21 protein-coding genes are annotated in these 26,072 nt (G+C 72.2%); 15 read left to right on the forward strand and 6 right to left on the reverse strand.

The genetic code is table 11. The features are described 5' to 3' along the window. Positions 1-26 precede the first annotated feature (26 nt). The 13 genes from SNR22_RS24935 to hpf all read left to right on the forward strand — a co-directional run bounded on the left by SNR22_RS24935 (position 27) and on the right by hpf (position 15,182). A complete protein-coding gene (locus tag SNR22_RS24935; RefSeq protein ID WP_320069085.1) occupies positions 27-212 on the forward strand; it encodes a Trm112 family protein in 186 nt (61 codons plus the stop codon). Continuing rightward, the gene (locus SNR22_RS24940; RefSeq protein WP_320069086.1) at positions 209-1,405 is read left to right on the forward strand and encodes an SIS domain-containing protein; all 1,197 of its coding nucleotides are present in this window, start codon (positions 209-211) and stop codon (positions 1,403-1,405) included. Before SNR22_RS24935 ends, SNR22_RS24940 begins: the two co-directional genes overlap by 4 nt. 84 nt (positions 1,406-1,489) lie before the next feature. Further along, entirely contained in the window at positions 1,490-2,527 is a 1,038-nt protein-coding gene (locus SNR22_RS24945; RefSeq protein ID WP_320069087.1) for a cation diffusion facilitator family transporter, read from the forward strand. Positions 2,528-2,529: 2 nt separating this feature from the next. Further along, positions 2,530-3,693, forward strand: a complete 1,164-nt coding sequence (gene manA, locus SNR22_RS24950; RefSeq protein WP_320069088.1) for a mannose-6-phosphate isomerase, class I — start codon at positions 2,530-2,532, stop codon at positions 3,691-3,693. A 282-nt stretch (positions 3,694-3,975) separates the two neighbouring features. After that, complete coding sequence (gene ahcY, locus SNR22_RS24955) at positions 3,976-5,472, forward strand: adenosylhomocysteinase (RefSeq protein WP_320069089.1); 1,497 nt, start codon at positions 3,976-3,978, stop codon at positions 5,470-5,472. A 188-nt stretch (positions 5,473-5,660) separates the two neighbouring features. After that, positions 5,661-6,581 (forward strand): iron uptake transporter permease EfeU, encoded by a 921-nt coding sequence (efeU, locus tag SNR22_RS24960; protein ID WP_320069090.1) that lies wholly within the window; start codon positions 5,661-5,663, stop codon positions 6,579-6,581. A 21-nt stretch (positions 6,582-6,602) separates the two neighbouring features. Further along, the gene (efeO, locus tag SNR22_RS24965; protein ID WP_320069091.1) at positions 6,603-7,736 is read left to right on the forward strand and encodes an iron uptake system protein EfeO; all 1,134 of its coding nucleotides are present in this window, start codon (positions 6,603-6,605) and stop codon (positions 7,734-7,736) included. A 45-nt stretch (positions 7,737-7,781) separates the two neighbouring features. Further along, a complete protein-coding gene (gene efeB / locus SNR22_RS24970; RefSeq protein WP_320069092.1) occupies positions 7,782-9,062 on the forward strand; it encodes an iron uptake transporter deferrochelatase/peroxidase subunit in 1,281 nt (426 codons plus the stop codon). A gap of 248 nt (positions 9,063-9,310) precedes the next feature. Further along, entirely contained in the window at positions 9,311-10,000 is a 690-nt protein-coding gene (gene mtrA, locus SNR22_RS24975) for an MtrAB system response regulator MtrA (protein WP_320069093.1), read from the forward strand. 13 nt (positions 10,001-10,013) lie between these two features. Next, positions 10,014-11,765, forward strand: coding sequence for an MtrAB system histidine kinase MtrB (gene mtrB / locus SNR22_RS24980; RefSeq protein ID WP_320069094.1), 1,752 nt, complete (start codon positions 10,014-10,016; stop codon positions 11,763-11,765). Next, on the forward strand, positions 11,762-13,573 hold the full coding sequence (locus SNR22_RS24985; protein WP_413775700.1) for an LpqB family beta-propeller domain-containing protein: 1,812 nt from the start codon (positions 11,762-11,764) through the stop codon (positions 13,571-13,573). The genes mtrB and SNR22_RS24985 overlap by 4 nt, the downstream gene beginning before the upstream one ends. Before the next feature lie 54 nt (positions 13,574-13,627). Next, a complete protein-coding gene (locus SNR22_RS24990) occupies positions 13,628-14,305 on the forward strand; it encodes a ComF family protein (RefSeq protein WP_320069126.1) in 678 nt (225 codons plus the stop codon). Positions 14,306-14,552: 247 nt separating this feature from the next. Then, a complete protein-coding gene (gene hpf, locus SNR22_RS24995; RefSeq protein WP_320069095.1) occupies positions 14,553-15,182 on the forward strand; it encodes a ribosome hibernation-promoting factor, HPF/YfiA family in 630 nt (209 codons plus the stop codon). A gap of 263 nt (positions 15,183-15,445) precedes the next feature. Here hpf and SNR22_RS25000 read toward each other — a convergent pair whose 3' ends face one another. The 6 genes from SNR22_RS25000 to SNR22_RS25025 all read right to left on the reverse strand — a co-directional run bounded on the left by SNR22_RS25000 (position 15,446) and on the right by SNR22_RS25025 (position 22,520). After that, entirely contained in the window at positions 15,446-16,450 is a 1,005-nt protein-coding gene (locus tag SNR22_RS25000) for an ABC transporter ATP-binding protein (RefSeq protein ID WP_320069096.1), read from the reverse strand. After that, positions 16,447-17,505 carry an ABC transporter permease gene (locus tag SNR22_RS25005; RefSeq protein ID WP_320069097.1) on the reverse strand — a complete coding sequence of 353 codons (1,059 nt, stop codon included), beginning with the start codon at positions 17,503-17,505 and terminating at the stop codon, positions 16,447-16,449. The genes SNR22_RS25000 and SNR22_RS25005 overlap by 4 nt, the downstream gene beginning before the upstream one ends. A 3-nt stretch (positions 17,506-17,508) precedes the next feature. Next, positions 17,509-18,489 carry an ABC transporter permease gene (locus tag SNR22_RS25010; RefSeq protein ID WP_320069098.1) on the reverse strand — a complete coding sequence of 327 codons (981 nt, stop codon included), beginning with the start codon at positions 18,487-18,489 and terminating at the stop codon, positions 17,509-17,511. Further along, positions 18,486-19,580, reverse strand: a complete 1,095-nt coding sequence (locus SNR22_RS25015; RefSeq protein ID WP_320069099.1) for an ABC transporter ATP-binding protein — start codon at positions 19,578-19,580, stop codon at positions 18,486-18,488. The genes SNR22_RS25010 and SNR22_RS25015 overlap by 4 nt, the downstream gene beginning before the upstream one ends. A gap of 112 nt (positions 19,581-19,692) precedes the next feature. Further along, on the reverse strand, positions 19,693-21,372 hold the full coding sequence (locus tag SNR22_RS25020; protein WP_320069100.1) for an ABC transporter substrate-binding protein: 1,680 nt from the start codon (positions 21,370-21,372) through the stop codon (positions 19,693-19,695). A 143-nt stretch (positions 21,373-21,515) separates the two neighbouring features. Next, positions 21,516-22,520: a LacI family DNA-binding transcriptional regulator gene (locus SNR22_RS25025; protein ID WP_320069101.1), complete on the reverse strand. Its 1,005-nt coding sequence runs from the start codon at positions 22,518-22,520 to the stop codon at positions 21,516-21,518. Between the two features lie 498 nt (positions 22,521-23,018). Here SNR22_RS25025 and SNR22_RS25030 point away from each other — a divergent pair, with 498 nt between their 5' ends. Beyond that, a complete protein-coding gene (locus SNR22_RS25030; protein WP_320069102.1) occupies positions 23,019-24,605 on the forward strand; it encodes a DHA2 family efflux MFS transporter permease subunit in 1,587 nt (528 codons plus the stop codon). 298 nt (positions 24,606-24,903) lie between these two features. Beyond that, positions 24,904-26,070, forward strand: coding sequence for a hypothetical protein (locus SNR22_RS25035; RefSeq protein ID WP_320069103.1), 1,167 nt, complete (start codon positions 24,904-24,906; stop codon positions 26,068-26,070). Positions 26,071-26,072: the final 2 nt, after the last annotated feature.

The raw sequence follows: 26,072 nt of genomic DNA on the forward strand, positions 1-26,072 counted from the left end.
CCCCGCACCGTGGAAGGAGCCGTACCGTGGCCCTGGACCCGCAGTTGCTCGAGATCCTCGCCTGTCCGGACACACACCACGCCCCGCTGGACTACGACGCCGGGGCCCAGACCCTCACCTGCATCGAGTGCGGCCGGATCTTCGAGGTGCGCGACGACGTGCCGGTACTGCTGCTCGACGAGGCGCGCGGCGGACCCGCGCAGCAGCGATGATGGAGGGCGTGGCCGGGGTCAGCGGCCGACGCGACGTCGACTCGTCCCTGTTGGACGACCCGGCCGCCCTCGCCGAGCTCGACCCTGGCGGCATGCTCCGGTTCACCGCCTCCGCCGGCGCCCAGGTCCGGGAGTCCGCAGCCCTGGCGGCCGAGGCAAACCTCACCGTGCTCGCCGAAGACGGCCGCCCCCGGGCGGTCGTCATCGCCGGCATCGGCACGGCCGGGCGCACCGGTGACGTGCTGGCCACGGTCGCCGGGCCGCGCTGCCCGGTCCCGGTCATCCCGCACCGCAGCGCCGGCGTGCCCGGCTGGGTGGGCGCCGCCGACGTGGTGATCGCGGTGAGCGCCTCCGGCCGCAGCCCCGAGGCGCTCGGCGCCGCCGAGGCCGCGCATCGCCGGGGTGCCCGGCTGGTCGCCGTCGGGGCCCCCGACTCGCAACTCCAGGCGGTGGCCGAGCGGGCCCGCGCGCCGTTCATCCCGGTGCCCCGCCGGGCCCCGGCCCGGGCCAGCCTGTGGGCGCTCACCGTGCCGGTCCTGCTCGCTGCCCGTACGCTCGGGCTCGTGAAGGTCAACGAGGCGGATCTGGCGGAGACGGCGGCGCGGCTCGACGCGGACGCCGACCGGTGCCGTTCCACGGCCGAGTCGTTCGTCAACCCGGCGAAGTCGCTGGCCCTCGGGCTGGCCGGGTCGATCCCGATCGTCTGGGGTTCGTCGCCGTTGGCCACCGTGGCGGCCCGCCGGTTCGGCGACACCCTGTCGGCCAACGCCCGCTACCCGGTGGTCAGCGGGGCGCTCGGCGAGGCCGGTCGGGGCCGGGTCGGCCTCCTCGACGGCGTCTTCGGCGGGCTGGCCGAGGGGGAGCGGGACATCTTCGCCGACTCGGAGTCCGTCGAGGTCGAGGGCACCCGGCTGCGGCTGGTGCTGCTGCGCGACGGAGGGCTCAACGCCGAGGACGACACCGACGAGCCGTTCGCGGTCGAGGAGCGCCGGGCGGACGCGATACAGACCCTCGCCGAGCGGCGCGGGGTGCGCTGCGACGTGGTGACCGCCGAGGGCGGCTCCGCGCTGGAGCGGCTCGCCTCGCTGGTGTCGGTGCCGGACTTCGCCGCGGTCTACCTCGCGTTGGCACACGGGCTGGACCCGATGGCGGTGCCGGCCATCACCGAGATGAAGGAGCTGGCGAACCAGTGAACATGTGCATCGAACGGGGAACGGCGTGAGTGTGAGGAGTGAGCGGGGGTTGCGAGCCCCGCAGTCGCGAACCGAGGTAAAGCGATGAGCGCCAACGGCGGTACGAAGGCGATTTTCGCGGCCCTGGTGGCCAATGTCGGGATCGCGATCACCAAGTTCATCGCATTCCTGTTGACCAGTTCCTCGTCGATGCTGGCCGAGTCCATCCACTCGGTGGCCGACTCCGGCAACCAGGCCCTGCTGCTGCTCGGTGGCCGACGGGCCAAGCGGGCGGCCACCCCCGAGCACCCCTTCGGGTACGGGCGGGAGCGGTACATCTACGCGTTCATCGTGTCGATCGTGCTGTTCAGCGTCGGTGGCCTCTTCGCGCTGTACGAGGCGTGGCACAAGGCGTCCGATCCGCACGGGATCACGAGCTGGCAGTGGGTGCCGGTGGTCGTGCTGCTGGCGGCGATCGTGATGGAGGGCTTCTCCTTCCGGACCGCGATCAAGGAGTCCAACCACATCCGGGGCAACCAGTCCTGGGTGCACTTCATCCGCCGGTCCAAGGCCCCGGAGCTGCCGGTGGTGCTGCTGGAGGACTTCGGCGCGCTGGTCGGTCTGGTCTTCGCGCTCTTCGGCGTCGGGATGACCCTGATCACCGGCAACGGCATGTGGGACGCGGCCGGCACCGCCATGATCGGTGTCCTGCTGGTGGTCATCGCGATCGTCCTGGCGATCGAGACCAAGAGCCTGCTGCTCGGTGAGGGCGCCGAGCCGAAGGACGTGGCCGAGATCGAGCGGGCCGTCACCGCCGGCTCGGAGGTCGAGCGGATCATCCACATGAAGACGCTCTACCTGGGCCCGGAGGAGCTGATGGTGGCCGCGAAGATCGCGGTACCGCCGTGCGAGAGCGCCGAGGCGCTGGCCCGGGGGATCAACGCCGTCGAGATGCGGATCCGGGCGGCCGTCCCGGTCGCCCGGGTGATCTACCTGGAGCCGGACATCTGGTCGGTCGCGGCCGAGCGGGCCGGCACGGGCACCGCTGCCCCCACAGCCGTCCCGGATGCGCCGGATGCGCCGGTCGCCGCGGTGCCGCACCTGACGGGGGCCGCCGACGGTGAGACCCGCGCCGTGAGCTGAGCATGGAACTGCTGCGGGGGTCGATCCGGGACTACGCCTGGGGTTCCCGCTCGGCGATCGCCGAGTTGCAGGGACGACCGGCGCCCAGCGCCGGGCCAGAGGCCGAGCTGTGGCTGGGTGCCCACCCGAACGCGCCGGCCACCGTGCAGCGCGACGGCTCGCCGGTGAGCCTGGCCGACCTGCTGACCGCCGAGCCGACACGCTGGCTCGGCGGTCGGGTGGTCGAGCGCTTCGGCCCCCGGCTGCCGTTCCTGCTCAAGGTGCTCGCCGCGGACGCGCCGCTGAGCCTCCAGGCGCATCCGGACCGGGAACAGGCCCGCGCCGGCTTCACGGCCGAGGCGGGGCGCCCCGAGGGTGCGCGCAACTACGTCGACCCGCACCACAAGCCGGAGCTGTTGGTGGCACTCTCGCCGTTCGAGGCGCTCTGCGGGTTCCGTGACCCGGCGGAGTCGGCCGTGGCGCTGGCCATGTTCGGCGTACCGGCGCTGGAACCGGTGGTGGCGGCGTTGGGCGGCGGCGCGGCGGGGTTGCGGGAGGCGGTCCGGCTGCTGCTGAGCTGGCCGGCGGACCGGCGGGCGGCGCTGGTGGCGGCCGTGCTGGCGGCGGAGGCCGCCGGGCCCGACGCGGAGCTGGCCCGGGCGCTGGCCGCCGACTACCCCGGCGATCCGGGGGTGCTGGTGGCGTTGCTGCTCAACCACGTCTGGCTCGCTCCGGGGGAGGCGATCTGGATGCCGGCCGGCAACCTGCACGCCTACCTGCGCGGCACGGGCGTGGAGATCATGGCGGCCAGCGACAACGTGTTGCGCGGCGGCCTAACCCCCAAGCGGGTGGACGTCGACGAGCTGCTGCGGGTCCTCCGCTTCGAGGTGCTCGACGACCCGTTGGTGCCACCGGAGGCGGTGTCGGCCGGCGTGGTCCGCTGGCCGGTGCCCGTCGAAGACTTTGCCCTGCACCGGGTGACGATGGGGGCGGGTGCCCCGTCGGTCCGGCTCGGACTGCCGGGGCCTCGGGTGGTGCTCTGCCGGGCCGGGAGGCTTTCGGCCGACGACGGCCGGGGCGTGGTCTCCCTGGTGTCGGGGCAGGCCGCGATCGGCCCGGCCGACGCCGGTCCGCTCGTTCTCACCGGGGTGGGCGAGGCGTACGTCGCCACCGCCGGCCTTGACTGACCGTCACCCGTTCGGGGGTACGCGGCTGCCGCCGGCCCGCCACATATCCGAAATTTCCGGAATAGCTTGACGCACCCCCGCCCTGGTGTGACTCTATGAGTACGCAGCGTTATCGCGACGAAGGTCCGAGGGCGCGCGGGGAACCAAACCGGGGGGATGCACGGGGCGGCCGAGCCGTGGGCGGGGAAACTCCGTTCACGACCGACCGCCCCGTGCGCTGTCCGTCTCAGCGCGTTAGGGTGAAGGGTCGCGCAGCACTCCGTTCGTCCGACAGGAGCTTTCATGACCAGCACCCTCCCGGCCGCCACCAGCGGCGCGTCCGAGGCCCGGCCGAGCACCCTCGCCGAAGGCGACTACAAGGTGGCGGATCTGTCGCTCGCCGAGTTCGGGCGCAAGGAGATCCAACTCGCCGAGCACGAGATGCCGGGCCTGATGGCGATCCGCCGAGAGTTCGCCGAGGCCCAGCCCCTCGCCGGGGCGCGGGTCACCGGCTCGCTGCACATGACGATCCAGACCGCCGTGCTGATCGAGACCCTGGTGGCGCTTGGCGCGCAGGTCCGTTGGGCGTCCTGCAACATCTTCTCCACTCAGGACCACGCTGCCGCCGCGATCGCCGTCGGCCCGGACGGCACCCCCGACGCCCCGGCCGGCGTCCCGGTGTACGCCTGGAAGGGCGAGAGCCTCCAGGAGTACTGGTGGTGCACCGAGCAGGCGCTGGCCTGGCCGGACGGCCAGGGTCCCAACATGATCCTCGACGACGGTGGTGACGCCACCCTACTCGTGCACAAGGGCGTCGAGTTCGAGAAGGCCGGCACCGTCCCGCCGGTCGAGTCCGCCGACTCCGAGGAGTACGCGGTCATCCTGGAGGTGCTGCACCGCTCCCTCGCCTCCGACGGCCAGTACTGGACCCGGATCGCCGCCGGCATCAAGGGCGTGACCGAGGAGACCACCACCGGCGTGCACCGGCTCTACGAGATGCACCGCAACGGCGCCCTGCTCTTCCCGGCCATCAACGTCAACGACTCGGTGACCAAGAGCAAGTTCGACAACAAGTACGGCTGCCGGCACTCGCTGATCGACGGCATCAACCGGGCCACCGACGTGCTGATCGGCGGCAAGATGGCCGTCGTCCTCGGCTACGGCGACGTGGGCAAGGGCTGCGCCGAGTCGCTGCGTGGCCAGGGCGCCCGGGTGGTGGTGACCGAGGTCGACCCGATCTGCGCCCTCCAGGCGGCGATGGACGGCTACCAGGTCGCCACCCTGGACGACGTGGTCGAGCAGGCTGACATCTTCATCACCGCCACCGGCTGTTTCGACGTCATCACCAACGAGCACATGGCCCGGATGAAGCACCAGGCCATCGTCGGCAACATCGGCCACTTCGACAACGAGATCGACATGGCCGGCCTGGCCAAGCGCTCCGACGTCGAGCGGATGAACATCAAGCCGCAGGTCGACCTCTGGAAGTTCGCCGACGGGCACTCGATCATCCTGCTCTCCGAGGGCCGCCTGCTGAACCTGGGCAACGCCACCGGTCACCCGAGCTTCGTGATGTCGAACTCGTTCGCCAACCAGACGATCGCCCAGATCGAGCTCTTCACCAAGACCGAGGAATACCCGATCGGGGTCTACGTGCTGCCCAAGCACCTGGACGAGAAGGTGGCCCGGCTGCACCTGGGCGCGCTCGGCGCGAAGCTGAGCACGCTGACCAAGGAGCAGGCCGCCTACCTGGGCATCTCGCAGGAGGGCCCGTTCAAGCCGGAGCACTACCGCTACTGAGGTAGCCACGAGGGGGCCGGGTCAGCCGCGCGGCGGCGGGCCCGGTCCCTACGCGTACCGGGCCGAGGCGATTTCGCCGTCGTGGCCGGGTGGCGTCCCCACGAACGACTTGACGAGGTCGCGGAGTCGGAGGAAGGTATGGCTGCCCTAAGTTAGTTGAGTCATGCCTGACGGATCAGGGAGCCACGATGTTCGCCACCTACCTGATCGGACTGCGGGAGGGCCTGGAAGCGACCCTGGTGGTCAGCATCCTGGTCGCCTTCCTGGTGAAGTCGCAGCGTCGAGACCGGCTTCCCCAGGTGTGGGCGGGGGTCGGGCTCGCGGTGGCACTCTCGGTGCTGTTCGGCTGGCTGATCGAGTACACCTCGACCTCGCTGCTGGCCCGCTCCGAGGACCGGGAACTGTTCGAGGCGGTGACCTCGGTCGCGGCCGTCGTCTTCGTCACCTGGATGATCTTCTGGATGCGCCGGGCAGCCCGGACCATGGCCGGTGAGCTGCGCGGACGGCTGAGCGAGGCGCTCGCGGTCGGCTCCGTCGCGGTGGCCGGGATGGCCTTCCTCGCGGTGATTCGGGAGGGCCTGGAGACCGCCCTCATCTTCTACTCCGCCGCCCAGGGCGCGGCCGGGGACAGCGGGCCGCTGCTGGCCCTGATCGGCGGCATCGCCAGCGCCGTGGCCATCGGCGTGGGCCTCTACTTCAGCGCCCTGAAGATCAACCTGTCCACGTTCTTCACCTGGACCGGTGCCCTGCTGATCCTGGTCGCCGCCGGCATCCTCAAGTACGGCGTACACGACTTCCAGGAGGCCGGCGTGCTGCCCGGCCTGAACGACCTGGCCTTCGACATCACCTCGGTCCTCGACCCGAGCACCTGGTACGCCGCCCTGCTCGCCGGGATGTTCAACGTCACCCCCGCGCCGAGCGTGCTGGAGACGGTCGCCTGGGTCGCGTACGCCCTGCCGGTGCTGCTGATCTTCCTGCGCCGGCCCGCCGCCCCGGCCCGGCCCGCCACGAAGGCCGCCGCCGAATCGTCCGATCCGTTGGCCCGGGCCGGCACCGACTCTTCCACCACCAGCGGAACCGGGCCGGCGACCGCGTCGCCGCGCGCCTGACCTCACGAGGAGAAACTCCTGATGCGTACCACCCGCTTCCTGACGCTGGCCGCCACCGGCCTGCTGGCCACCACCGGCGTCGCCGCCTGCGGTGGAGCGGAGAAGGACGGCGCAGCCGGCGACGGGGGCCCGATCACCGTCAAGGCGACCGACACCGCGTGCGAGGTCGGCCGAACCGACCTGCCCGCCGGTCAAACCTCCTTCAAGGTGACCAACTCCGGTGCCAAGGTGACCGAGTTCTACGTCTACGCGGCCGGGGACCGGGTGATGGGCGAGGTGGAGAACATCGCCCCCGGGCTCAGCCGCGAACTGCGCGTCGAGCTGCCCGCCGGGACGTACGAGACGGCCTGCAAGCCCGGGATGATTGGCAAGGGCATCCGGGGGGCGCTGAAGGTCAGCGGCACCGCCGCGACCGTCGCCCCCGACGCCGCGCTGGCTGAGGCCACCGCGAGCTACCAGCGCTACGTCAACAGCCAGACCGCCGCCCTGCTGACCAAGACCGAGGAGTTCGTGGCCGCGGTCAAGGCCGGCGACGTGGCGAAGGCCAAGGCGCTGTACCCGGTGGCCCGGACCTACTGGGAGCGGATCGAGCCGGTGGCGGAGAGCTTCGGCGACCTCGACCCGAAGATCGACGGCCGCGAGGAGGTCATCGAGGAGGGCATGGAGTTCACCGGCTTCCACCGGATCGAGAAGGACCTCTGGACGACCGGTGACATCAGCAAGGACGGCCCGATCGCCGACCAGCTCCTGGTCGACGTCAAGGCGATCGTGGCCAAGGCCAACGCCGAGAAGCTCACCCCGCTCCAACTCGCCAACGGCGCGAAGGCGCTGCTCGACGAGGTCGCCAGCGGCAAGATCACCGGCGAGGAGGAACGCTACTCGCACACCGACCTCTGGGACTTCAACGCCAACCTGGAGGGCTCGAAGGCGGCGATCGCCTCGCTCCGTCCGGCCCTGGAGCAGCGCTCCCCGGAGCTGGTCGCCCAGCTCGACAAGGAGTTCGCCAACGTGGAGACCGCGCTCGGCAAGCACCGCGACGGCGACGGCTGGAAGCTGCACACCGCGCTGGGCAAGGCGGAGCTGAAGGAACTCTCGGACAGCATCAACGCGCTGGCCGAGCCGATCAGCAAGGTCGCGGCGGTCGTCGCCCGGTGACCGACCACCCCGCTGGGCGCAGCGACGAGCAGGAAGGGTAACGGCATGAGCGGGAACCAGGTGTCCCGGCGGAGGGCGATCACCCTTGCCGGCGCGGGGGTCGCCGGGGTGGCCGGCGTCGCCGCCGGGGCCGGCGCGCTGGCCCGGGGCGGGGGCGACCGCGCCGCCGCCGACCAGGGCGCGGCGGCCGGCGCGGTGCCGTTCCACGGCGAGCACCAGGCGGGCATCACCACCCCGGCCCAGGACCGGCTGCACTTCGTCGCGTTCGATGTCGTCACCAAGGACCGGGCTCGGCTCGTCGAGCTGCTCGGGGAGTGGACGGCCGCCGCCGCCCGGATGACCGCCGGGCGGGACGCCGGGGTGATCGGTGCGGTCGGCGGCGTCCCCGAGGCCCCGCCGGACGACACCGGCGAGGCCCTCGGGCTGCCCCCGTCGCAGCTCACCCTCACCATCGGCTTCGGCCCGACGCTGTTCCGCGACACCCAGGGGAAGGATCGGTTCGGTCTCGCCGACCGCCGACCCGCCGCGCTGGCCGACCTGCCGCACTTCGCCGGGGACGCGCTACGGCCGGAGTTGTCCGGCGGGGACCTCTGCGTCCAGGCCTGCGCCAACGACCCCCAGGTGGCGGTGCACGCCATCCGGAACCTGGCCCGGATCGGCATGGGCGTGGTGAGCGTCCGGTGGTCGCAGCTCGGCTTCGGGCGCACCTCGTCGACGTCCCGTGGCCAGGCCACCCCGCGCAACCTGTTCGGCTTCAAGGACGGCACCGCCAACCTGAAGGCCGAGGACGCCGGGCTGCTGCGCGAGCAGCTCTGGGCCCAGCCGGGCGACGGGCCGGACTGGATGACCGGCGGATCGTACCTGGTCACCCGCAAGATCCGGATGCTGGTCGAGACCTGGGACCGCAGCTCCCTGGCCGAGCAGGAGCAGATCGTCGGGCGGACCAAGGGCAGCGGCGCCCCGCTGGGCAGGGGCGACGAGTTCGACGAGCCCGACCTCACCGCGACGGGCGACGACGGCCAGCCGCTGATCGCCGAGACCGCGCATGTCCGGCTCGCCCATCCGAGCCAGCACGACGGAGCGCGCCTGCTGCGCCGGGGCTACAACTTCGTGGACGGCTCGGACGGGCTGGGCCGGCTCGATGCCGGGCTGTTCTTCATCGCCTACCAGCGAGACCCGCGCAAGCAGTTCGTGCCGATCCAGACCCGGCTGGCCCGCAACGACGCGATGAACGAGTACCTGCGGCACGTCTCCAGCGGCATCTTCGCCTGCCCGCCCGGGGTGCGCGACGGCGGCGATCACTGGGGCCGCGCGCTGTTCGGCTGAGCCCGGACCGGAAGTCGCCGGGCCCCGGATCCGGGATGGCCGCGCGCTCACCGGCACAGTAAAGACCCGGGTCGCCGGACCCGTACCTGATCATGGTGACCCGGCGCCCGCGCGCTGAAGGTGCGGCGGACGGCCACCCGGCAGTACCGTGCCGGGTGACGCCGGTCCCGGCGCACCGGCGACCTGCCGGCGGCTTCTCCGGTGACGCCGGTCCCACCGACAAGAACGGGGATGCAACTATAAATCCCATGAGAGCCCGGGTACTGGTGGTCGACGACGACCCCGCGCTCGCCGAGATGCTCGGCATCGTCCTGCGCAGCGAGGGTTTCCTGCCCTCGTTCGTCGCCGACGGCGAACGGGCGCTGGCCGCGTTCCGCGAGAGCCGGCCCGACATAGTCCTGCTCGACCTGATGCTGCCCGGAATGAGCGGCATAGACGTGGCGCGGGCGATCCGCGGCGAGTCCGGCGTGCCGATCGTGATGCTCACCGCCAAGAGCGACACGGTCGACATCGTGCTCGGGCTGGAGTCCGGCGCGGACGACTACGTGGTCAAGCCCTTCAAGCCCAAGGAACTGGTGGCCCGGATGCGGGCCCGGCTGCGCCGGGGCGAGGATGTGGCGCCGGAGATGCTGACCATCGGGCCGCCCGGCAACCAGATCAGCATCGACGTGCCGGCGCACACCGTCAGCCGCAACGACGAGGAGGTGAAGCTGACGCCGCTGGAGTTCGACCTGCTGGTCGCGCTCGCCCGCAAGCCGCGTCAGGTGTTCACCCGAGAGGTGCTGCTGGAGCAGGTCTGGGGTTACCGGCACGCCGCCGACACCCGGCTGGTCAACGTGCACGTGCAGCGGCTACGGGCCAAGATCGAGCCGGACCCGGAACGACCGGAAATCATCCTCACCGTGCGGGGCGTGGGTTACAAGGCCGGCACCGGATAGCCTGGGTCGCACTGTGACCACCTCCCCGACGCCCGGTCCCGCGCCCACCGTCACCCGCCGGCAGCCCGCCGCGCGGGAGCTGTGGCGCGTCCTGACCGGTCGGACGGCCCGGCTGACGGCCGGCCTGCGCCAGACCTGGCGTCGCTCGCTCCAGGTCCGGGTGGTGACCATCACCCTGGTCACCTCCAGCCTGCTCGTCGGCGGGTTCGCCTACCTGATCGCCGACAAGATCACCAACATCCTGATGGAGAACGCCGAGACCGACGTCCGACTCCGGGTCAGCAGCGGCAGCGACTACGCGGCGAAGCAGTTCAGCCTCTACAGCCAGCCGCAGGAGGCGCAGCTCCAGGACACCATCGACGGCACGGTCAACTACCTGGCCGGCGGCGACCCGCAGCAGACCGGCGGGGTGGTGGTCGGGATCGTCGCCGACGGCTACACCGGGATCATCGAGCCGCGCTTCTCCCCGGACGTCGAGGTCCGATCGTTGATCAGCCGGGAACTGCGGGCCACGGTCGCCGGCGGCAACATCGCCAGCCAGATCCGCACCGGCCGGCTGGCCGACGACTCCACGAAATTCCTGGTGTACGGCTCGCCGGTGCCGACCCGCTTCGGTCAGGTGGAGCTCTACTACCTCGTGCCGCTGACCCGGCAGGACGTCACCGCGGAGGACGCCCGGGCCACCGTGGTGGCCACCGGGGTGGCACTGGTGCTCCTGCTCGGCCTGCTCGCCGCCCTGGTCACCCGGCTGGTAGTGACGCCGGTGCGGGTCGCCGCCCGGACGGCCCAGCGGCTCTCCGCCGGCCTGCTCGACCAGCGGATGGTGGTCAACGGGGAGGACGACCTGGCGCTGCTGGCCGCCTCTTTCAACCAGATGGCGACCAACCTGCAACGGCAGATCCTCCGGCTGGAGGAGATGTCCCGGCTGCAGCGCCGATTCACCTCCGATGTCTCCCACGAGCTGCGCACCCCGCTGACCACGGTCCGGATGGCCGCCGACCTGATCTTCGCCGAGCGCGCCGAGTTCGACCCGGCGGTGGCCCGTAGCGCCGAGCTGCTCCAGGCCGAGCTGGACCGCTTCGAGGAACTGCTCACCGACCTGCTGGAGATCAGCCGCTTCGACGCCGGGTTCGCCATGCTGGACGCCGAGCCGACCGACCTGGTGCCGGTGGTGCACCGGGTCGCCGACCGGCTGGCCGGGCTGGCCGAGCGGGTCGGGGTGACCATCGAGCTGGACGTGCCCGACGCCCCGGTGATCGCCGAGGTGGACCCACGCCGGGTCGAGCGGGTGCTGCGCAACCTGGTCGGCAACGCCGTCGAGCACGGCGAGGCCAAGCCCGTCCTGATCACCCTCGGGCATGACCAGACGGCGGTCGCGCTCACCGTCCGGGACCACGGGGTGGGGCTCAAGCCGGGCGAGGAGAAGCTGGTCTTCAACCGGTTCTGGCGGGCCGACCCATCCCGGGCCCGGCAGACCGGGGGCACCGGTCTGGGACTCTCCATCAGCCTGGAGGACGCCCGGCTGCACGGCGGCTGGCTGGAGGCGTGGGGCGCGCCGGGCCAGGGTGCCCAGTTCCGGCTCACCCTGCCGGCCCGGGCCGGCGACCGGCTGACCACGTCCCCGCTGCGGCTGGTCCCCGCCGACGCCACCCTGCCGTTCGGCGGCCCGCGCGGCGGCGGGCTGCTCGCCATCGGCCCCGGCACCTCCGGCGCCCTGGCCGTCGGGCCGGCCGCGGCCGGCGACCGCGCGGAGGTGGGGTCGTGACGCCGCGCCGCCGGTTCACCGCGACCCTTGCCGGGGTGCTCCTGCTCGCCGGCCTGACCGGCTGCGGCATCCCGAAGGAGTCCGAGGTCAAGGTCGACGGGCAGGTGGCCGCCGGGAGGGCGGGCTCGTCGAGCTTCCAACGGGATGAGCCGCTGAGCCAGAAGGCCAGCGGCACCGACCGGACCGCTTTCGTGACGAACTTCCTCGCCGCCGCCGCCGGCGAGGCGGACCGGGCGTACTACCGGGTCAAGCAGTTCGTCGCCCCCGACGGGCGCAACCAGATTCAGGAGAAGCAGCCCAGCGAGGTGGCCCTCACCGTGGTGCGGCTGCGCGAGGCCCCGGTGATCACCGAGACCACCGACGGCGTCAAGGTCACCATCAAGGTGCAGCAGGTCGGCCTGCTGCGCGCCGACGGCACGCTGGTGCCGCCGGTGGCCACCGAGTCCGAGTACCGGTTCAAGCTGAGCGCCGCCCAGGAGGACAAGCCGGACGCCGGCTGGTACGTGACCGACCCGCCGCCGAACGTGCTGCTGCTCAGCGACGACGCGCTGCGGCGGTACTACCGGACCCACCCCGTCTACTTCTGGAACACCGACCGCACCCGGCTGGTGCCCGACCAGCGCTACCTGCCGCTGACCGTGCCGAACGAGCGGCGGGTCACCGAGGTGGTGAAGTGGCTGACCGCCGGGCCGTCGGAGTGGCTCGGGTCGGGGACGAGCCGGCTGCCCGACGGCACCCGGCTGATCAACAACGCGACCGAGTCGGACGGGCAGTGGGAGGTCAACCTCGACATGCCCGTTGACGCGGACGACAAGCGGGTGGAGCAGCTCGTCGACCAGCTCGCCTGGTCGCTGCCGGAGCTGGACGGCCGGCTGGAGCTGAAGATCCATAACCAGTCCCGCAAGCAGGTGTCCGACCTCTCCGATCACCGCCGGGCGAATCCGGTGTACCCGCTCGTCGCCGATCCGCAGCGGTTCTGCGTCTACGACGGGGCGATCCACCCGCTCAACTTCCCCGGGGAACCAAGCGGCGGGGTGCCGGTCATCCAGGCGGTCAACAAAGACGTCGTCTCGGCCGGGTTCAGCCGTTCCGGCGACGACCTGCTGGCTGCCCTGGTGACCGCCGGGCCGGACGGCCGCCAGCGGCTCACGGTCGGCGTGGGCGCGGAGCCGGTGAGCATCTTTCAACAGGGCCCCCGGTCGTACGCCGCGATGGGCCGGCCGGTCTGGCTGCGTTCGCCCGGCCCGGCCCGCCCGCAGGGGCTGGTGGTGGCCGACGGCCGGCTCTACCGGTTCGAGGGGAACGCCCAGCTCCGGGCAGTGCCGCTGACCGTCCAGGGCGAGGTGACATCGGTGGCGGTGTCCCTGGACGGGCACCGCATCGCGGTGATCGTCGGCGGCACCCTCTACGTCGCGACGGTCAACCTGAACGGCGGTGTGGTCTCCGTGGGCCCGGCCCGCCGGCTGGCCACCTCGCTGACCGACCTCTCCGCCGTCGACTGGGCGGGGGAGAACATCCTGGACCTGGCCGGGTCGGCGGGGCGGCCGGCGATCTACGAGATCAGCGTGGACGGCGCCCTGGAGACGGCGCTGCGCAAGGACGTCGGCGCCCGGGTGACCCATTTGTCGGCGTACCCGCTGAACCTGGTGGTGCCGTTCTCCAACGCGAACCTGATGTACGAGGCGAATGGGGTCGCGTACCGGAACAACCCGTTCGACACGATCAAGCGGGATCAGGTGCTGAACGTGACCCCGCCGCAGGCCGGGGTACGGGCCGGCAACCCGACCGCCCCGTTCTTCCTCTACTGAGGGGGCGGCGCGGTGCGCGGCGTCGGCGGGCTCTGGGCGGACCTCACCGACCTGGTGCTGCCGGTGGAGTGCGCCGGCTGCGGGGGCCGGGCGGGGGCGACCCGGCACGGGTTCTGCCCCGGCTGCGTGGCGACGCTGGAGGCGCTGCGTCCCGGCCCGGTACGTCCTACCCCGGCCCCGGCCGGGCTGCCGCCGTGCGTCGCCCTCGGCCCCTACGGCGGGGTGTTACGGGAGGCGCTGCTGGCGTACAAGGAGCGGGGCCGGCACGGGCTGGCCCGGCCGCTGGGCGGGCTGCTCGCGGAGGTGGTGGCCGAGGCGGTGGGCGGGGCGCGGCCGGTGCTGCTGGCCCCGGTGCCGGACACGGCGGCGGCGGCCCGCGCCCGGTACGGCGACCACCTGGGCCGGCTCGCCCGACACGCGGCGTACCGACTGCGCCGGGCCGGCTGGCCGGTGCGGGTTCTCCGGCCGCTGCGGGCGCTGCCCCGGCCGGACTCGGCCACGCTGGACAGCGCGGCCCGCGCGCGGGCCGCGGAGGACACCTTCCGGGCCCGACCCGGGGCGGCCGTGCCCCGGCCCCGCGCCGGGGCACCGGCGCCGGTGGTCGTGCTGCTCGACGACATCGTCACCACCGGGGTCACCCTGGCTGCCGCCGCCCGTGCGCTCAGCGCGATCGGCCTGTCGCCCACCGTCGCCGCAGTGCTCGCGGCGACGGAGAAACGCCGCCGTTCGTGACCCACGGTGTTTCTTTTTTGCCCTTGCGTGTGTGGCCTGTGAAAATCCTGAGCCTTTCCGGGTCGGGGGGTGCATTGCGGGCGTACAGGGGCTAGCGTTTTCTTTGTCGGGGCAGGAAGGAATTCCTAGCCCCCGGCGGTGAGAGGAGGCGTAGGCGCACTGACCCGGTCGACGCCGAACGGGATCTCCCCACGAGGGCGAGCCGACCGGGATCCGGATCGAAGACCGTCCGAACAAGGGAGGTCAGATGGACATCGTGGTCAAGGGCCGTAACGTGGAAGTCCCGGATCATTACCGGGTGCACGTGGCCGAGAAGCTCGCGAAGATCGAACGTTACGATCATAAACTTATTCGTGTCGATGTTGAGTTGTTCCATGAGCGGAATCCACGCCAGTCCGACCATTGCCAGCGGGTCGAGATAACGGTGGTTTCCCGTGGCCCGGTGATTCGGGCCGAGGCCTGCACCGATGATTTCTACAGCGCGCTCGACGCCGCAATCGCGAAGCTGGACAACCGGCTGCGCCGGGCGGCGGACCGTCGCCGGGTCCACCGGGGCCGGCACGCGCCGATCTCCGTGGCGGCGGCCACCGCCGACCTGCCGGTGGCGGATCTCGGGTCGCCCGTCGTGGCCCTCGACGGCTCGCGCACGGCCACCGCAGTCGCGGAACGGGTCGAGGAGGAGCACGACGACCAGCCCTGGCACATCGCCCGGGCGAAGGTCCACCCCGCCGAGCCGATGACCGTCGACGACGCGCTGTTCCAGATGGAACTGGTCGGGCACGACTTCTACCTGTTCCAGGACAAGGAGTCCGGCCGCCCCAGCGTCGTCTACCGCAGGCACGCCTACGACTACGGCATCATCTCCCTCGACGCCTGATCCCAGCCCGCCGCGCGGGTCGACACGTCGACGCCGCACCGCGTCGTGGGGGGGGGGGTGGGGTGGGGTGGGGGGGGCCCCCCAACCACCCCACAGCGCTGGGGGTGACGGGGGGGGGGGGGGGGGGGGACTCGTGGGGGGGGGGGGGGGGGGGGGGGGGGGGGGGGGGGGGGGGGGGGGGGGCCGGCGGGGGGGGGGGGGGGGCGCCCCGCGCCGCGCGGCGGGCGCGCCCCCCCCCCCCCCCCCCCGGTCCCGGGTGTCGGTCAACGGGGCGTCGCCTCGGCTACCTCGTGCAGCCAGCAGGCCACCGACCGGTCGGTGGCGTCGGCCGGCGGGCCGAGCTGCGGCAGCCGGCTGTCGCAGGGGGCGAACGCCTTCGGGCAACGCGGGTGGAACGCGCACCCGTCGGGCATGGCCCGCAGGTCCGGCGGTGAACCGGGGATGCCGGTCAGCTCCCGGCGCGGCCCGCGCAGGGCGGGAAACGAGTGCAGCAGCCCGTCGGTGTACGGGTGCAGCGCCGCGCCGTACAACCGCGCGGCGGGGGCCTGCTCGACGATCCGGCCGCCGTACATGATGGCGATGCGGTCGGAGAACTCGACCAGCAGCGACAGATCGTGGGTGATGAACAGCACCGCGAAGCCGAGCCGTTCCCGCAGCTCGGCGAGCTGGCCGAGGATCTGCCGCTGCATCACCACGTCCAGGGCGGTGGTCGGCTCGTCCATGATGACGACCTGCGGCTCCAGCGCCAGCGCCATGCCGATCATCACCCGCTGGCGCATGCCGCCGGAGAGCTGGTGCGGGTAGCTGTCCAGCCGGTCGGCGGAGATGCCGACCAGCCGCAGCAGGTCCCGGGCGCGGGCCAGCCGGGCCGCCCGGCTCAGCCCCGGCTCGTGCGCCCGGATCGCGTCGACCAGTTGGGTGGAGACCTTGTGCACCGGGTTGAGGGAGTTCATCGCGCCCTGGAACACGATCGACGTCTCCGCCCAGCGGAACGCCCGCAGTTGGGCGGGGGAGAGGGTCAGCACGTCGACCGGCGGGCCGTCGACCGGGTGGTAGAGCACCTGCCCGCCGCTGATCACGCCCGGCGGCGGGAGCAGCCGGGTCAGCCCGTACGCCAGGGTGGACTTGCCGCTGCCGCTCTCCCCGGCCAGGCCGAGCACCTCACCCCGGTGCAGGGTGAGGTCGACCTCGCGCACGGCGCGCACGGCGGCCTCGCCGAGGCCGTAGTCGACGCTGAGCCCACGGATCTCCAGCACCGGTTCGCTCATCGCCCGGCCTCCTCTCGCTGCGGGGACGGGGCCGCCGCCCCGGGGGACGGAGCCGGCGGCGCCGGCCGGGGCGCCAGTACCGGGGTGAAGCCCACCCGCATCCGCACGGTGCGCCCGTCGGCGGTGCGAACCCGGGTCCGCCCGGCGCTGCGCAGGCGTGGGCTGACGAACTCGTCGATGCCGAAGTTGATCAGTGCCAGGGCGGTGCCGAGCAGCGCGATGGCCAGCCCGGCCGGCACGAACCACCACCAGGCGCCCTGCGCCAGGGCCTGCTGGCTCTGCGCCCAGAACAGGATGGTGCCCCAGTTCCACGACGAGATCGACGAGATGCCGATGAAGGCCAGGGTGATCTCCGACATCACCGCGAAGATCACCGTGCCGACGAAGCCGGAGGCGATGATCGCGGTGAGGTTCGGCAGGATCTCGAAGCCGATGATCCGCCAGGTGGTCTCGCCGGTGGCCCGGGCGGCCTCCACATAGTCGCGGCGGCGCAGCGACAGGGTCTGGGCGCGCAGCACCCGGGCGCCCCAGGCCCACGAGGTCAGCCCGATGACCAGGGCGACGACCAGGTCGCCCGCGTCGGTGACCGTGGACGTGACAATAATGATCAACGGCAGCGCCGGGATCACCAGGAACACGTTGGACAGCGCGGAGAGGCCGTCGTCGGCGTACCCGCCGAGGTAGCCGGCGGTCACCCCGACCAGGACCGCCAGCACCGTGGCCACCACCCCGGCGACCAGGCCGACGAGCATCACCCCGCGGGTGCCGACCAGGATCTGGCTGAACACGTCCTGCCCGAGATGGGTGGTGCCGAACCAGTGCTGCGCCGACGGCGGCTGGAGCAGCGCGTTGCTGCGAGCGTCCGGGTCGTACGGGGCGATCCAGGGGCCGATCACGGCGAGCAGCACGTACCCGGCGACCACGGCCAGCCCGGTGGCGGCCTTGCCGCCGCTGACGAACCGCAACCGGCGGCGGCGGTCGGGCCGGACACTGGGCTGGGCCATCGCGCCCTGCTCCGGGATGACCTGCTCCATGCTGGAGGTCGGGATGCTCACGGTTCAGCCCTCCTTTCGGGTGCGCGGGTCGAGCAGCAGGTACGCCATGTCGGCCAGCAGGTTGGCCACCAGCACCGACAGCGTGATGACCAGGAAGATGCCCTGCATCAGCGGGTAGTCCTTGGCGCCGACCGCCCGGAACAGCAGGAACCCGAGGCCCGGGTAGGAGAAGACGATCTCCACGAGCAGGGTGCCGCCGACGATGAACCCCAGCGACAGGGCGAACCCGGCCACGTTGGGCAGCAGCGCGTTGCGGGCCGCGTAGCTCACCGCGACCCGTCGTTCGGGCAGGCCCTTGGCGTGCGCGACGGTGATGTAGTCCTCGGCGGCGACGGTGACCATCATGTTGCGCATGCTGAGGATCCAGCCGCTCATCGAGGAGACCAGGATGGTGGCGGCGGGCAGCAGGCTGTGCTGCACCGCGCTGCCCAGGAAGATCGTGTCCAGGGCCGGGATCAGGCCGGGGGAGTACCCGCCGGAGGACGGGAAGAAGCTGCCCGGCCCGGCCAGTACCGCGATCGCCACCAGGCCCAGCCAGAAGTAGGGCACCGAGGAGAGAAAGGTCGTCGCCGGCAGCAGGCCGTCCACCCAGGAGCCGCGCCGCCAGCCGGCCAGCACGCCGAGGCCGGTGCCGAGGACGAAGCTGATCGCCGTGGTGACGCCGACCAGGGCGAGGGTCCAGGGCAGCGCGTCGCCGATCACCTCCGACACCGGTGCCGGAAACGCGGTGAACGACAACCCCAGGTCGCCGTGTGCGAGCTGCCACCAGTAGTCGAGGTACTGCTCCCACAGGCCGGCGTCGGAGTCGAGGCCGAACAACACGTACAGCGAGTCGAGGGCGTCGGTGCTGAGCTGCCCCTGGAAGCGGGAGATCAGCGACTTCACCGGGTCGCCGGGGATCAGCCGGGGGACGAAGAAGTTGATGCTCAACGCCGCCCAGGCGGTGAAGAGGTAGAAGGCGAGGCGTCGCAGCAGGTAGGTCATCGGCCGGCCTCCCCGCCCACCGCGACGGCCGTAGACCGGGGCTCGCGGGTGTCCGGGTCGTAGAGCCAGCAGGCCGTCCAGTGCCCGTCGTGGTCACCGACCGGCAGTCGCGGAGGCAGTTCCTCGGCGCAGCGCGGCAGGGCGACCGGGCAGCGCGGGTGGAATCGGCAGCCGGTGGGGGGCCGGATCAGGCTCGGCGGCTCGCCGTCGCCGCGTTCGGTCACCCCCGTCGCGCCGGCGCCGGCGATCCGGTCCGGGTCGGGTGCCGAGCCGATCAACAGCCGGGTGTACGGGTGCGCCGGGCGCTGGGTGACCGTCTCGCTGTCGCCGCCTTCGACCAGGCGGCCGGCGTACATCACCAACGTCTCGTCGGCGAAGTAGCGGGCCGAGGCGATGTCGTGGGTGATGTAGAGGATCGCCAGGTCGAACCGCTCCTTGAGCTCGCGCAGCAGGTTGAGCACGCCGAGGCGGATCGACACGTCGAGCATGGACACCGGCTCGTCGGCGAGCAGCACCTCCGGGTCCGCGCCGAGCGCCCGGGCGATGGCGACGCGCTGCCGCTGCCCGCCGGACAGCTCGTGCGGGAACGCGTCCAGGTAGCGCTCGGCCGGGGTGAGCCGGACCTGGTCGAGCAGCCGCCGCAGCGCCGCGTCGAGATCGGCGTCGGTGCGGCCGGCATTGCCGTGCACCCGCAGCGCCCGGGTCAGGTGGTAGCGCACGGTGTGCACCGGATTCAGCGACGCGAACGGATCCTGGAAGATCAGCTGAACCCGCCGGGCGTACGCGCGAAACGGCCGCCCACCGCGAACGGTGATCGGCTCGCCGTGCAGCCGCACGGTCCCCGCCGTGCGCGGGTAGAGCTGCGCGAGCAGTCGGGCGACGGTCGACTTGCCGGAGCCCGACTCGCCGACCAGGGCGGTGACCCGGCCGCGGTGCAGCGTCAGGTGCACGTCGTCGACCGCGTGTACGGCCGGCGCGGTGCGGGAGAACAGGCCGCGCAGCCGCCTGCGGACGGGGAAGTGCTTGGTCAGGCCGATCGCCTCCAGCACCTCCTCGCCGGCGGTCGGGGCCGACGGGGTGGACGTCGTCATGCCGGGTTCCTGTCTGTCAGGGGTGGAGGCGGCTCCGCTCGGGCGGAGGGCCGCCGGCGGGGTCGCCGGTGGCCCGGGCGGGCACGGGGCCGCCCGGACCACCGGCGGCGACTCAGGAGCCGGCGGGCCGCAGCCGCTGCACGACGTCCGCCGCGTTCGGCTGGGTCGGCTGCCCCGCGCCGTAGGCGTTCGTGTCGTCCGGCCAGCCGGTCCAGTTCTTCGTGCTGTACGCGGAGCCGACGTTGTCCGCGCCGACCGGGATCATCGGCGTCTGCTCCACGAAGGTCTTCTGGAGCGTGGCCAGGGCCGCGGTGCGGGCCGCGGCGTCGGTGGCGTTGGCGTACGCGACCAGCGCGGCGGTGGCCTCCGGGCTGTCGAAGCGGCCGAAGTTACCGGCGGGGGAGGCCTTGCCGATCGGCTTGAGCAGCCGGCCGTCCATCACCGTCTGGTAGATGTCGTACGGCGTCGTGCCGCCGTTGGTCCACCGGAACGTCGCGTCGAACTTGCCCTCCTCGACGTTGCGGAACCAGGCGTCCTGGTTGGCCTTGTCGACGGTGGCGGTGATGCCGATCTTGGCCAGGTTGTCCTTCACGATCTCCAGGCTGGTCTGGTAGTCCGACCAGCCGGCCGGGTCGGTGAGGGTGAGGGTGACCGGCTTGCCGCTCGGGTCGAGCAGCTTGTCGCCGGAGTACCGGAAGCCCGCCCCGGTGAGCACCTGCTTCGCCCCGTCGACGTCGACCCGGTGCTGCTGTCCCTTGTACGCCGGGTCGACGTAGGAGTCCCCGGCCGGGCTGGGCAGCCCGGTCACGCTGGTGACCAGGGGGTGGAAGTAGCCGGCCGAGGCCTGCTGGAAGATGTCCTCCCGGTTGATCACCATGTTCATCGCCCGGCGCAACGCGGGGTTGTCGAACGGCTTGCGGGTGGTGTTGACGTAGAGGCCGTGGATGCCGAGCACCGGCGGCGCCCACACCTTGTGGTTGGCCGGGTCCTTGCCGACGAAGACCGTCTTGACGTTGGGGATGAAGACGAAGCTCCACTCCGACTCGCCGTTGGCCAGCGCGGTGGTCTGGGCGTTGTTGTCGGTGTAGGAGGTGTAGCGCAGCTCCTTGATCTTCGGCGGGTCCTGCCAGTAGCCGCCGGGGCGCAGGGCGAGGGTGGTGGTCTGCGGGGTGAACGACTTCAACGTGTACGCGCCGCTGCCGACGGGGTTCTTGTTGATGTCGGTGCCCGGCTGCTTGATCGTCGACCAGATGTGCTGCGGCACGATCGGGACCTGGGCGATGATCTTCTGCTGGTTGACGAACTGCGGTGAGGAGAAGCCCAGGGTCACCTGGTTGCCGGAGGTGGTGACCGAGGAGTACGGGGTGGCCGCGATGTTGAGCCCCTCGTTCTCCTTCAGCAGGTTGTAGGTGAACGCGACGTCGGCGGCGGTGACCGGCTTGCCGTCGGACCAGGTGGCGTTCTCCCGCACGGTGACGGTGACCGAGCGGTAGTCCGGCGTCCACTCGGCCTTGCTGGCCAGCCACGGCCGGAACGGGTCGGCGGGCTTGACCGGGTTCCACATCATCAGGGGCTCGTAGATCTGCCACCGGTAGCCCAGCGACGCCGCCGACGAGGTGGTCAGGAACGGGTTGTGGTTCTCCGTCTGCGGGCCGTTGGGCATGCCGATGTTGAGCACGGTCGCGGCGCTGCCCTTGTCCCGGGCCCGGGTGTTCTCGGTCTCGCCACACGCGGTGGCGGTGGCGGCGATCGCGCCGGCCAGCGCGACGGCGACGAACTGGCGTCTTCTCACGGTGGTCTCCCTCGGTGCTCCCGGCGAGGGGAGCGGGGTCGGTGGTGGGGGATGGGTGTGCGGTGTCGCACCCGGTCGGTTCGATGCCCCGGCCGGTGGCGTGTGGTGGCGTTCCTTCAGGGGGCGTGGGTGGGTGCTGTCGCTCAGGCAGCCCCGATGGTCGAGGCGCGGACGGTGAACGCGGTGGGTATCACGGTGGGTGTGTCGGGCAGGGCGGTGCCGTCGAAGTGGGCGATGAGGGCGTGGGCGGCGGCCTCGCCCATCTGGCGCAGCGGCTGGTGCACGGAGGTCAGGGGCGGGTGGGTGTGCGCCGCCAGGGGCAGGTCGTCGAAGCCGACGACCGCCACGTCCTCGGGGACCCGGCGGCCGGCACCCCGCAGGGCGTGCAGCGCCCCGGCGGCGGAGAGGTCGTTGTGGGCGAAGACGGCGTCGAAGGGCGTCCCGGCCGCCAGTAGCCGCTGGACCGCCGCCCGTCCGCAGTCGAGGGTGAAGTCGCCCTCGACGACCAGGCGCGGGTCCAGCGGCAGGCCGGCTTCCGCGTAGCCCTCGGCGAAGCCGGTCAGGCGTTCCCGGGTGCAGCCGAACCGGCTCAGTCCGGTGACCACCAGCGGGCGGTGTCGCCCGAGGGAGAGCAGGTGCTCGGCGGCGGCGCGGGCACCTGCCCGGTTGGTGGTCCGGACGGAGGGGAACGGCGGCCGGTGCCCGCGGTCGTCGATGAGGATCACCGGCAGCCCCCGGTCGTGCAGGGCGGCGATGTGCGCCAGGGTGCCCTCCGGCTCGACCACCAGCAGGCCGTCGAAGGACTTCGCCGAGACCTGGGAGGCGAACCGCCGCATCGACTCGTCGCCCCGGTTGTGGGTGAACAGCAGCAGGCCGTAGCCCTCGCTCTCCACCACGTCGACCGCACCCTGGAGCACCTCACCCATCCACGGCCAGGTCAGCGAGGGGACCAGCATCCCGACCACCCGGGCCCGACCCCGGGCCAGGCCGACGGCGCGGGCGCTGGGCACGTAGCCCAACTCCTTGATCACGGCGCGGACCCGGGCCGCCGTGGCCTGCCCGAGCTCGCCCTTGCCGTTGAGGACCCGGGAGACGGTCGTCTTGCTCACCCCCGCCCTGATGGCGACGTCGGCGATGGTGATCGGCACGGAACGCTCCTGGATCGCAGGGGTGGGAGGAGTGGCGCGGAACCGGTTGCGGAAGCGGTTCCGTCGCAGTCAACCGGAGTGACGACAGTCACGTCAATAACGGCCGAGTAACAAAACCATGACTAAGTTCAAGGAGTTAAAGAAGCGGTCGATCGATGCCTGGCCGACGCCGACGATCAGGGTCCGTCGATTCTCCCGGTGGTGCCGCCCCTTGCCGCCCGGCTCGGGTGCTGCGGCCCGGTCGATCGGCGTCGGCCGCTGCCGTGACCCTGCCCACAGGGGAACAAGCCGTTAAAGCAGGTGTAGCCGGGCGCGACTTGTTACCGTCGCCGCGTGCGTCCGCGGAGATCATGCGTGCGAGGGGACGAGGGCGCAGGGCCCCGGGCGCACGGGGTCGCCGTCCGCGACGGCCCCGCCTGATCTCCGATTGGGAACCGACGCCACGTGCTGTGTGGCGCGGCCCGTCGGCGACATCCGCCAGCTTCCAGGAGATGTGCTGTGAGTAGTCAATCAGCGGCGCCGAGCAGAATCGACGCCGCCGTACTCAAGATCGCCGGGGTTGTGGTCCTCGGTGCGATCATGTCGATCCTCGACGTGACTGTGGTCAGCGTCGCGCTGCCGACCTTCCAGACGGAGTTCGACGCGTCGTACGCCCGGGTCGCCTGGACGATGACCGGCTACACGCTGGCGCTGGCCACGGTCATCCCGTTGACCGGTTGGGCAGCCGACCGGTTCGGCACGAAGCGGCTCTACATGACGGCGCTCGTGCTCTTCACGCTCGGCTCGGGGCTCTGCGCCACCGCCGATTCGATCGGCCAGCTCATCGGCTACCGGGTGCTGCAGGGACTCGGCGGCGGCATGCTGATGCCGCTCGGCATGACGATCATGACGCGGGCGGCCGGCCCCGACCGGATCGGCCGGCTGATGGCTGTGCTGGGCATCCCGATGCTGCTCGGCCCGATCGGCGGGCCGATTGTGGGCGGCTGGCTGATCGACGTGGCGAGCTGGCACTGGATCTTCCTGATCAATTTGCCGATCGGCGCCGTCGCGCTGATCTACGCGCAGCGGGCGCTGCCGAAGGACAACCCCAGGCCGTCCGAGTCGTTCGACTTCGTCGGCATGCTGATGCTCGCGCCGGGCCTGGCTCTCTTCCTGTACGGGGTGTCGTCGCTGCCCGAGACCGGCACGTTCGCCGACCGGAAGGTGTGGCTGCCGATGCTGGTGGGTGGCCTGCTGGTCATCGGGTTCGTCCTCTACTCGTTCAAGCCGAAGCACCCGCTGCTGGACCTGCGGCTGCTGCGCGATCGCAACCTCACCGTCGCGACCCTGACGCTGGCGGTGTTCACCATCGCGTTCATGGGCGCCGGCCTGCTGTTCCCGAGCTACTTCCTCCAGGTGCGCGGCGAGTCGACGCTCGACGCCGGCCTGCTGATGGCGCCGCAGGGCATCGGCGCGATGGTCACCATGCCGATCGCCGGCATGCTGGCCGACCGGATCCCGGTCGGGCGGACGGTGCCGTTCGCGCTGGCCCTGATGGCGGCAGGCTTCTTCATGTTCACCCAGGTCGGCACCGACACGTCGTACTGGCTGCTGTGCGGCTCGCTGTTCGTGATGGGCCTCGGCATGGGCGGCACGATGATGCCGATCATGACGTCCGCGCTGAAGACGCTGACGCACCACGAGGTGGCCCGCGGCTCGACCCTGCTGAACATCCTCCAGCAGATCGCCGGCTCGGTCGGCTCGGCACTGATGTCGGTGATCCTGACCAGCCAGCTGAACGACTCGCCCGCCATCCCGGGGGCGGCCGACCCGAACACCGGCGCGCCGATCACCGAGGCTGGCCTCGCGATCGCCGTCAAGCAGAATCCGGACCTGGCCCAGGAGTTCCCGGTCGACCCGGGAATCCTCCAGCGGGGCCTGGAGTTCGTGGCCAACGCGTTCGGCACGACGTTCTGGGTGGGTTTCGTGCTGATGCTGCTGACGTTCGTGCCGGTGTTCTTCCTGCCGCGTCGGCGCCAGGAGTCCCACCTGTTCGACGACGAGCAGGGCGGCGGCGACCGTGCCGTGCCGGTGATGGTCCACTGATTGCCCCGCGCGACCCGGTGTCCCGGACCCCGAGCGGGGGCCGGGACACCTGTCGCTCACCCGAGGGGCCGGCCGTGTCCCACCCCGGGGCGCGACCTCGGTGCCCCACGGGGACTGCCAGCTGCGCGTACCCCCGCCGCAGGCGCCGATGGTCCAGGCTGGACCCTGGGAGTGCGCGGCAGGTAAACCCGACGAACGACGGGATCGGGTGACACTGGCGTGACCCCGGGGCGCGGGTGCCGACGGGCGGCCCGGTGCACGGCGGCTGCGCGGAGGGTGGGCGATGCGGGGACACGCGGTGACGCGACGTGGGCGGTGGGCGGCGGCCGCAGCGGTGGCGGTCGTCGTCGTCACCACCGCCCCGACCCCCGGGGTGGCGGTCGCGGGCCCGTCCACCGTTCTCCCGGCGGCGTCGGCAACGCCGGTGTGCCAGATCCGCGACGCCCGGCTGAACGAGATCTCCGGGCTGGTCGCCACGGACGAGGGGTTCGTCGTGGTCAACGACGGTGCCGACGAGGAGTCCCGGCGGCGGATCTTCCTCCTCGACGCCGACTGCGCGGTGGTGCGTACGGTGCGCTATCCGTCGCGTCCCCGCGACACGGAGGACCTCGGCGTCGGCGCGGACGGCACGATCTGGGTCGCCGACATCGGTGACAACGACCGCTCCCGGAGCACCGTCGCCCTGTGGAGACTCGCGCCCGGGGCGGCCCGCCCCGTGCTGCACCGGGTGGCGTACCCCGACGGGCCGCACAATGCGGAGGCCCTGCTGGTCGCCGGTGACGGACCGCCGGTGATCGTGACGAAGCAGGGCGGCACGGCGGGCCTGTACCGGCCGGCCGCGCCGCTGCGGCCCGGCGCGACGGTGCCGCTGGCCCGGGTGGGGCAGGTGCGGCTGCCCTCCACCACGACCCGCAACCCGTTCTCCTTCGTCGGTCGGGGCGTGGTCACGGGCGGCGCGACCGCGCCGGACGGGCGCCGGGTGGTGCTGCGCACCTACGCCGACGCGTTCGAGTTCGACGTCACCGGCGGCGACATGGTCGAGGCCCTGACCACCGGCACGCCCCGGGTCGTCGCGCTGCCGAACGAGCCCCAGGGCGAGTCGATCGCCTACAGCCCCGACGGCCGGTCCCTGCTCACCGTCTCCGAGACCGCGAACGAGCCACCGGGTACGCGGCCGACCATCCTGCGCTACGCCCTCACTCCCACGCCGACCGTCTCCACCCGGCGGCCCGATCCGGCACCGACCGCCTCCCGCTCCCGGCCCGGCGACGGTGGTACTGACGGCGTCGGCGACCATGCTGCCGGCGGTGCCGGGGACCGTCGTGCCGCCGGGGACCATGCCGACCGTGGCGGTACCGCCACCCTGGTCGTGGGCGGTGTGGGGGTGGCGCTCGGCCTGGTCACCCTGGGGCTGGTCATGGTCAGGGGCGCCCGTCGGGGCGGGCGACCACCGGGCCGACCCTGACC

It is taken from the genome of Micromonospora sp. RTGN7, assembly GCF_033804645.1.
GTDB lineage: Bacteria > Actinomycetota > Actinomycetes > Mycobacteriales > Micromonosporaceae > Micromonospora.

Bases quoted from the DNA above. Each gene is read 5' to 3' on its own strand.
- mtrA (WP_320069093.1), top strand. From the start codon at position 9,311: ATGAGAGCCCGGGTACTGGTGGTCGACGACGACCCCGCGCTCGCCGAG.
- hpf (WP_320069095.1), top strand. From the start codon at position 14,553: ATGGACATCGTGGTCAAGGGCCGTAACGTGGAAGTCCCGGATCATTAC.
- SNR22_RS25010 (WP_320069098.1), bottom strand. From the start codon at position 18,489: ATGACCTACCTGCTGCGACGCCTCGCCTTCTACCTCTTCACCGCCTGG.
- SNR22_RS25000 (WP_320069096.1), bottom strand. From the start codon at position 16,450: ATGAGCGAACCGGTGCTGGAGATCCGTGGGCTCAGCGTCGACTACGGC.
- ahcY (WP_320069089.1), top strand. From the start codon at position 3,976: ATGACCAGCACCCTCCCGGCCGCCACCAGCGGCGCGTCCGAGGCCCGG.
- SNR22_RS25015 (WP_320069099.1), bottom strand. From the start codon at position 19,580: ATGACGACGTCCACCCCGTCGGCCCCGACCGCCGGCGAGGAGGTGCTG.
- efeU (WP_320069090.1), top strand. From the start codon at position 5,661: ATGTTCGCCACCTACCTGATCGGACTGCGGGAGGGCCTGGAAGCGACC.
- SNR22_RS24945 (WP_320069087.1), top strand. From the start codon at position 1,490: ATGAGCGCCAACGGCGGTACGAAGGCGATTTTCGCGGCCCTGGTGGCC.
- efeO (WP_320069091.1), top strand. From the start codon at position 6,603: ATGCGTACCACCCGCTTCCTGACGCTGGCCGCCACCGGCCTGCTGGCC.
- manA (WP_320069088.1), top strand. From the start codon at position 2,530: ATGGAACTGCTGCGGGGGTCGATCCGGGACTACGCCTGGGGTTCCCGC.
- SNR22_RS24940 (WP_320069086.1), top strand. From the start codon at position 209: ATGATGGAGGGCGTGGCCGGGGTCAGCGGCCGACGCGACGTCGACTCG.
- efeB (WP_320069092.1), top strand. From the start codon at position 7,782: ATGAGCGGGAACCAGGTGTCCCGGCGGAGGGCGATCACCCTTGCCGGC.